The organism is Actinosynnema sp. (assembly GCF_052038725.1).
Map to the genome: position 1 here is coordinate 1 of NZ_JBQGCX010000466.1, position 7,870 is coordinate 7,870.

Sequence of the window (7,870 nt, forward strand, 5' to 3'; positions counted from 1 at the left end):
CGTTCCGCCGCGACGGCCGCTCGGGGCATGGTCCGGGCCGCCCCCATCGGCTAGGAACGGTGCATGACCGACACGCAGACCGGCACCGCCGCCGGTTCGCCGGAGCCCCTGTGGACCCCCGACCCCGATCGGGTCGCGGCGAGCCGCATGGCCGCCTTCCGCGACTGGCTGCGCGCGCAGCGCGGCCTGGACCTCCCGGACTACCCGAGCCTGTGGGAGTGGTCCACGAGCGACCTGGAGGGCTTCTGGGGCGCGCTGGCCGAGTTCACCTCCACCCGGTTCCACTCGCCCCCCGAGCGCGTGCTCGCCGTCGACGCCACGCCCGGCGCGGTCTGGTTCCCCGGAGCCACCCTCAACTACGCCGAGCACGCCCTGCGCCACGAGGGCGTCGCGGTCGTGCTGCGCCGCGAGGACGGCCACCGCGCCGAGCTGACCTACGCCGAGCTGCGCGCGCGGGTCGCCGCCGCCCGAGCCGCGCTGCGAGCGCTCGGGGTGGTCGCGGGCGACCGCGTCGTCGGCCTGGTCCCCAACACCCCGGAGGCGCTGATCGCCTTCCTCGCCGCCGCGTCGCTGGGCGCCACCTGGTCCTCGTGCTCGCCGGACTTCGGCGCGCCCGCCGTGGTCGACCGGTTCGCCCAGGTGACGCCGAAGGTGCTGGTGGCCGTGCCCGGCTACCGGTACGGCGGGCGCGACTACGACGTGCGGCCGGTCGTGGCGCGGGTGCGGGCCGCCGTGCCGTCCCTGGTCGCCACCGTCCTGGTCGGAGGGGGCGACGAGCCGGGAACCCTCGACTGGGACGCCCTGCTGGCCGAGCACGCGGGCGCCGAACCGGCCTACGACCCGGTCCCGTTCGACCACCCGCTGTGGGTGCTCTACTCGTCCGGCACCACCGGACTGCCCAAGGGCATCGTCCACGGCCACGGCGGCATCCTCCTCGAACACCTGAAGATGCTCGCCCTGCACTCCGACCTGGGGCCGGGGGACCGGTTCACCTGGTTCACCACCACCGGCTGGATGATGTGGAACTACCTGGTCTCCGGCCTGCTCGTCGGCGCCACCGCCGTGCTCTACGACGGCAGCCCCGGCCACCCCGACCTGTCCGCGCTGTGGCGGGTGGTCGAGCAGGAGCGGGTCACCTACTTCGGCACCTCGGCCCCGTACCTCCAGGCGTGCCTGAAGGCGGGCCTGCGCCCCCGCGACGACCACGACCTGTCGGCGCTGCGCGTGGTCGGCTCCACCGGGGCCCCGCTCACCCCCGAGGGCTTCCGCTGGGTCGCCGACGCGGTGGGCGACGTGCAGACCGCCTCGGTCTCCGGCGGCACCGACATGTGCACCGCCTTCGTCGCCGCCGCCCCGGACCTGCCGGTGTGGGTGGGCGAGCTGTCCTGCCGGGCACTCGGCGCCGCCGTCGCCGCGTACGACGAGCGGGGGCGGCCCGTGCTGGACGAGGTGGGCGAGCTGGTGGTCACCAGGCCCATGCCGTCGATGCCGGTGTTCTTCTGGGGTGACGAGGACGGCGCGCGGCTGCGCGAGGCGTACTTCGAGACCTATCCGGGGGTGTGGCGGCACGGAGACTGGATCCGGATCACCCCGAGGGGCACCGCGGTCATCTACGGGCGCAGCGACTCCACGCTCAACCGGGGCGGGGTGCGGATGGGCACGAGCGAGTTCTACCGGGTGGTGGAGGCGGTCGACGGGGTGGCCGACTCGCTCGTCGTGGACACCTCGGACGCGGCCAACCCGGACGGCGAGCTGCTCTGCTTCGTCGTGCTCGACGCGGGCGCGCCGCTGGCCGAGGTGGAACCGGAGCTGCGCGCGCGACTGCGCACCCAGCTCTCCCCGAGGCACGTCCCCGACCGGTTCGTCGAGGTCGCGGAGGTGCCGAGGACGTTGAACGGCAAGAAGTGCGAGGTGCCGGTGAAGCGCATCTTGGCGGGCGCGGACCCCGAGCGGGCGGTCAGCCGGGACGCCCTGCGCAACCCGGACGCCCTGCTCCCGTTCCTGAACTGGATCTCTCGCTGAGATGAACGTCACGGGGGCGTCCGACGACCTGCGGAAGTCGCCGCCCCCGTGCCGCTCGCGGCGGCCCTGACCAGCGAAGATCGCGTGGGGAGGGGGGCGTTTTGCTAGTTAGATGGGGATGTGTGTAATCTATGCGTCGTAGCCGAGGGGCTGCTCGGGAGGCTTCGCCTAGTCTGGTCTATGGCGCCGCACTGCTAATGCGGTTTGGGTTCACCCCCATCCCGGGTTCAAATCCCGGAGCCTCCGCAACACCCGGTGTGATAGGGTGATAACTGAAGAAAAACACGCGCCCGTAGCTCAACGGATAGAGCATCTGACTACGGATCAGAAGGTTAGGGGTTCGAATCCCTTCGGGCGCACATCCTGAATCAGGGCCCGGTTCCAGAAATGGAACCGGGCCCTGATTCGTTCTCGCCTGATTTCCCGAAACCCGTGAACCGCTGTGCCGCGGATCACGTGACCGGGTCGCGCGCGGTTCCGCTGTCGGTGCACCAGCGCACAATGCCCCTCGTTCCGCAGTTCGCGCTTCCAGGGGTGGTCGTGGGTCCGGAGTGGGAGAAGGCGCTCGAGGACGGGTTCTCGGCGTTGCTGGGAAAGCCGGTCGGTGACGTGGCCGGGGAGCACGCGGTGTTCCACTGCTGCCCCGACATGTCCGCCGAGCTGTTCGACGAGGGGTTCCCGGCGCGGCCGTTCGCCGAGGGGGTCGTGGTCGGGGCGCCGTTCGCGGAGCTGCCCGTGCTCGGCGAGCTGCTGGCCGGGTGGGACCTCGTCGCGCCGCACTGGGCGGTCGACCTCGGCGGCACGCTGTTCCGGGCCGGGGAGGACGGCGGGGGCGGTGAGGTCGGGGTGCCCGAGCTGGACGGGCGGTGGGTCTCCGGGCGGGAGCTCGGGGGGCTGCTCGTCGAGCGCGGGATGGACGCCGGGGAGCTCGCCGACGCCTACCCGCAGGTGCTGCTCCGGGCGCGCGTCGACGGCACCCTGCTCGACGCCCTGCGCACGGCCACCGGACTGCACCGGGGGCCGGACGGCCTGGTCGGGCTCTCGCCCGCGCACGGCGTCGCCGCCGAGTGGGACCGGGCGCTCGACGCGGTCGGCCACGCGGGTGTGCGCGACCACCTCAAGCACCTGTGCCGCACCGAGGACTCGGCCCGCGCGCACGGGGCGCACTACCTCGGCGCGCGCGAACCGTGGGACGCCCCGCCGCACGAGGCGGTCGCCACCTGGCGGATGGGCGAGGCCCAGTCCTGGACGGCGGTCGTGCGGCTCCGGGGGTGAGGCTGCGGGGATGGGGCTGCGGGTGCCGGAGACCGGCAGGCGGGGGCCCGTTGCGCCGCAGCGGGCCCCGCGGCTCAGCGGAACACCGGCCGGTTCGCCGCCGCCACCAGGGCGCTGCCCGCCACCCGCGTGGTCAGGCCCGTGCGCGGGTTCACCACCAGCACCACGTTGTGGATCGACGGCAGCAGGGCGTGCGCGTCGACCTCCACCAGCTGCTCCTCCTCGAACACCCCGACGTGGTCCTGCGGCCTGCCGTCCGCCGTGCGCCGCACGCCCTCCAGGAACCGCTCCCTGGACGTGTAGACCTCCATCAGCCGCGCGCCCGCCGTGCTCACCATCACCGGCAGCTCGTCCGGGCCGCGCATCACCACGAACAGCTTCGCGCGCAGCGCCGCGTCACCGGCCGCCGCGCCGGGCAGCCACCCCGCCGTGACCAGGCCCAGCACCGCCTCCAGCTCCGTCCTCGGCTCCGGGAAGCCCAGGTGCCGGGGGCTCGGGCGGTACTCGCTGTTCAGCACCGCCTCACCGGTCAGCTCGCCGGTCGCCGGGTTCGCCAGGTACGCGCCGTACACCGCCCAGTCCGGCACGGCCCCCGCGAAGCGCGGGTGGTTCACCGCCGGGTCGACGCACCGCACGTACGGCTGCCGGTTGGCGCGCTGCGCGGCCAGCAGCTCCGGTGTGACCGGCGGCATCCCAGGGTGCTTCGGGTGCGTCGGGCCGTTGCTGGTGGTGACCGTGTGCGGGCCGGGCCGCCACTGGCCCTCCTGGGGCGCCGGGGGCTGCGCCTGCCACGGCGGCGGGGTCCGCACGCCGGGCGGCGGCACGGGCAGCGGGAGCGACTGCTGCGCGGGCTGGGCCTGCTGCACCGGCAGCGGCTGGGAGTGCGGGTGCTGCACCGGGAGCGGCTGGGAGTGCTGCGCGGGCAGCAGCGGGGCTGCGGGCGGCGGGGCCGCAGCCACCGGAGCCGCAGCCACCGGAGCCGGGGCGGCAGGCGCCCCCAGCTCCGCGCACAACCTCCCCAGCAGGTACATCGCCGCGTGCTCCGCGCTGTCGAACTCCTCGCCCGTCGCCGACCCGTGCGGCTTCACCAGGTACCCGTCGTACGGCGCCACCTCGACCACCCACCCGGTCGACTCGGTGTCCTCCAGCGCCAGCCCGTGCCCCTCCAGGAACCCCCGCACCGGCGCCAGCGCCTTCTGCAGGCTCGCCCACGCCGTCCGCCCCTCCCGGAACCCCGGCGCCAGGTCGTCGCCCGCGAACACCTCGCCCCGGCGCAGCCCGAACTCGGACACCCCGCCCACCGCGTAGTCGCGCTCGCGCATCCGCCGCACCAGCGCCGGGTGCGGCGGCACCCCGTGCCGCTCCAGGAAGTACGGCACCGCGCTCGTCCAGGTCAGCACGCCGTCCGTGTGGTGCGTCAGCGGCACCTCGGTCTCCCGCGACCCGCCGGTCTGCTCGGCGACCAGGTCCTCGACGAACCCGCCCGCCTCCAGCACCACCGGCGCGCCCCGCAGGTACCCGAGCACCGCCTCCAGCTCGGCCTCGCCCACCGGGGGCCGGTACCAGCGCGGCGCGTGCCCGTCGAACACGCCGACCGGGCCGATCAGCTCGCACCGGTTGTTGCCCGGCCGCTCGGGCGCGGGCGGCTCGGACCGCCCCTCCCTGACCACCTCGGCGCCGGGGGTGAACCGCCAGTCCCACGCCGTGCGGTGGTCGGTCATCCGCAGCCGGTGCAGCCACTGGGCCACCAGCGCGGGCGGCGTCCACGACCGCGTGCTCCCGTCCGCGAGCACGACCTCGCCCCGGAACTCGGCCTGCGCCCGGAAGAACCGGCAGCCCAGCACCAGCTCCCGCCACCCCTCGGGGGCGCCCGCGAGCACGGCGGCCTCGGCCTCGGCGAGCGCCTGCGGCAGCACCGGGGTGTCCGCCACCTCGGGCACGTCCGGGTAGGGCACGTCGGGGCGGCGCACCAGCACCAGCCGCTCGTCCGCGTCCCCGGCGAGCAGGCCCGCGTGCAGGTCGGCGTCCGGCACCGGCTCCGGTCCCGCGCCGGTCAGCCGCACCACGCCCAGCCGGAACAGCGGCTCGACCTCGCCCCGGAACCTGCGCGTCCACTCGACCGGCTTGCCGGAGGCGGCGTCGTGCGCCCGGCTCGCGACGCCGATCCGCGCCCGGCTCCACACCTCGCACGGGTAGAGCCGACCGTTCTGGAAGACGAAGCAGTCCTCCAGGTCGACGCCCAGCAGTTCCCCAGTCCGCGCACTCACCCCGAACCCCACCTCCCCGGCGGGGTCAGGCTGTCACAACCGAGCGCCGGGCCAACACGAGTTGACCGGCCGGTTACCCCGCTCACACGCTTTCGTGCCCGACAACTTCACCCGAACGGCCCTAACGGGCCAGTTCCGCCACGACCGAGTCCGTGAACGGGGTCCACGCGGCCACGGCCCACTCGCCGAACGGCCGGTCGGTCAGCGCCACGCACGCCGCCGACAGGGCCGGGTCTATCCACAGGAACGTGCCGCTCTGCCCGAAGTGCCCGTGCGTGCCGGGGGAGCTGGTCGTGCCGGTCCAGTGCGGCGACTTGGCCGACCGGATCTCGAAGCCCAGCCCCCAGTCGTTCTCGCGCTGGAGCCCGTAACCGGGCAGCACCCCCTTCAGGCCGGGGAACGCCACGGTCCTCGCCTCGGCGACCAGCCCGGCCGACACCAGCTTCGGCGACTGCACCTCCGCCGCGAACGCCACCAGGTCCGCCACGGTCGACACCCCGCCCGCGGCGGGGGAGCCCTCCAGCGCCGTCGACCCCATGCCGAGCGGGCCGAGCACCGCCTCCGCCAGGTAGTCCCCGAACGCGATGCCGCTCGACCGCTCCACGGCGTCCGCGAGCACCTCGAAGCCCCGGTTGGAGTAGATCCGGCGCTCGCCGGGGGCGGCCTGGACCTTGTCGGAGTCGAACGCCAGCCCGGAGGTGTGCGCGATCAGGTGCCGCACCGTGGACCCCTCGGGGCCCGCCGGGTCGTCCCACTCGACGGCGCCCTCCTCGACCGCGACCAGCACCGCGTACGAGGTGAGCAGCTTGGTCACCGAGGCCAGCGGGTAGCGCCGCCCCAGGTCCCCGTGCGACCCCAGGACCCGGCCGTCCGAGGAGACCGCGGCCACCGCCGCGCTGTCCACCGGCCACTGCGACACCGCGCGCAAGCTCTCCACGGCCACCACTCTGCCAGGGGGTCCCGGTCCCGCCGCACTGCGGTCGCCCGGCGTCCGGCCCACCATGGGCGGGCAGCCGTGCGGCACTGGAGGTCGGCGTTGTCCCGCAAGTCGTTCCCGCTGGTGGTGGTCGTCGTGGCGCTGGCCGCGTCCACCCCCGCGCTGACCGCCTCCGCAGCCCCGTCCGACTGCCCGGCGGGCACCGAGGGCGTGCCGGTCACCTGGGACGAACCCGGCCTGGAGTGGCCCGCGAACGTGGTGGACGCCCAGGTCGAGGACGTCGGCGGCACCGACCTGGACGTGGCCGTGGTGCTGTCCGACCCGGCCTCCCGCAACGCCGACGACAGCAACCCGCTGGCCGACTTCGCCGCCGCCCGCCCCGCCGACCTGCCGGGCTGGGCGGCCATCCCGAGGACCGGCACCCTGTCGAGCTACGGCCCCGGCTACCTGACGGCGGGCATGAACAGCCTGGCGGTGGGCGACACCGTCTCGTACACCGTCCGCTTCACCCGCCCGGTCGTCGTCCCGGACTTCACCGTCGGGGGCATCGACTACGTCGGGCTGGGGACCGTCCCGGCCCAGGACCCGTGGCACTCGCACCAGGACGAGGTCGTGGTGACCGCCGTCCGCGCGGGGACCGCCGTCGCCACCAGCGGCACGGGCACCGGGCTGGGCGGCCCGTACGCGCTCGGCGTCGACGGGGCCCTCCCGCCCGGCGATCCGGGCGCGACCCTGGTGCGCGGCACCGCCGAGCCGGTCACCGCGCTGCGCCTGGACCTCTCCAACGGCCCGGACGACGAGGCCGCCGAGCTGGCCGACCCGAGGGCCACCGTCCTCCCGCAGCCCGCGGACTCGGTGGCGGACGCCATGACCGTGCGCGTCGCGGGCTTCACCGCGTGCCTGGGCACCGGCGCGATCACGTCCTCGGTGTACGCGGACGCCGACCGGGACGGCGTGCGCGACCCCGGCGAGGCGGGCGTCGCGGGGGCGGCGCTGGAGCTGCGCGACCCGCAGGGCTCGGTGCTGGCCACCACGACCGCGGACGCCTCGGGCGGCTACGCCTTCGACCGGCTGCCGCCGATGACCTGGACGGTCCGGCTGGTGTCGGCGACCCCGCCCGCCACCTACACCGGGCCGACCAGCCGCGCCGTCGCGCTCGCGCCGGGGGAGCAGGCCACCGCGGCGGGCGACTTCGCGTTCCAGCCACCCGCGCCTCAGCCCGCGGCGACCACCACGACCGCCCCGCCCACGACCACGGCGCCCACGACGACCGCCGGGCCGATCGGCACGTCCCCCGCGACCACCGCGCCCACCACGACCGCGCCCGCCGCAGGGCCGGTCACCACGGGGCCGATCACCGCCGGGCCCG

5 protein-coding genes and 2 tRNA genes are annotated in these 7,870 nt (G+C 75.3%); 5 read left to right on the forward strand and 2 right to left on the reverse strand.

Annotation, left to right across the window (positions count from 1 at the left end; genetic code table 11):
• Window positions 1-63 precede the first annotated feature (63 nt).
• The 4 genes from ACTUAL_RS09445 to ACTUAL_RS09460 all read left to right on the forward strand — a co-directional run bounded on the left by ACTUAL_RS09445 (window position 64) and on the right by ACTUAL_RS09460 (window position 3,297).
• Window positions 64-2,022: an acetoacetate--CoA ligase gene (locus tag ACTUAL_RS09445; RefSeq protein WP_440899990.1), complete on the forward strand. Its 1,959-nt coding sequence runs from the start codon at window positions 64-66 to the stop codon at window positions 2,020-2,022.
• A gap of 157 nt (window positions 2,023-2,179) precedes the next feature.
• Window positions 2,180-2,268, forward strand: a tRNA-Ser gene (locus tag ACTUAL_RS09450).
• Between the two features lie 40 nt (window positions 2,269-2,308).
• Window positions 2,309-2,381 (forward strand) — tRNA-Arg (locus ACTUAL_RS09455).
• 175 nt (window positions 2,382-2,556) lie between these two features.
• Entirely contained in the window at window positions 2,557-3,297 is a 741-nt protein-coding gene (locus ACTUAL_RS09460; RefSeq protein ID WP_440899991.1) for a hypothetical protein, read from the forward strand.
• Window positions 3,298-3,371: 74 nt separating this feature from the next.
• Here ACTUAL_RS09460 and ACTUAL_RS09465 read toward each other — a convergent pair whose 3' ends face one another.
• Together ACTUAL_RS09465 and ACTUAL_RS09470 are read right to left on the reverse strand one after the other, a co-directional pair.
• Window positions 3,372-5,564, reverse strand: coding sequence for a hypothetical protein (locus tag ACTUAL_RS09465; RefSeq protein WP_440899992.1), 2,193 nt, complete (start codon window positions 5,562-5,564; stop codon window positions 3,372-3,374).
• Between the two features lie 121 nt (window positions 5,565-5,685).
• On the reverse strand, window positions 5,686-6,501 hold the full coding sequence (locus tag ACTUAL_RS09470) for a serine hydrolase domain-containing protein (RefSeq protein WP_096497537.1): 816 nt from the start codon (window positions 6,499-6,501) through the stop codon (window positions 5,686-5,688).
• A 99-nt stretch (window positions 6,502-6,600) separates the two neighbouring features.
• Between ACTUAL_RS09470 and ACTUAL_RS09475 the strand changes: the two genes are divergently transcribed.
• Window positions 6,601-7,870, forward strand: a 1,270-nt coding sequence (locus ACTUAL_RS09475) for an SdrD B-like domain-containing protein (RefSeq protein ID WP_440899993.1), incomplete at its 3' end; no start/stop codon positions are given.

Excerpts from the sequence above, each read along its gene's own strand:
- ACTUAL_RS09445 (WP_440899990.1), top strand. The coding sequence starts at position 64 with ATGACCGACACGCAGACCGGCACCGCCGCCGGTTCGCCGGAGCCCCTG.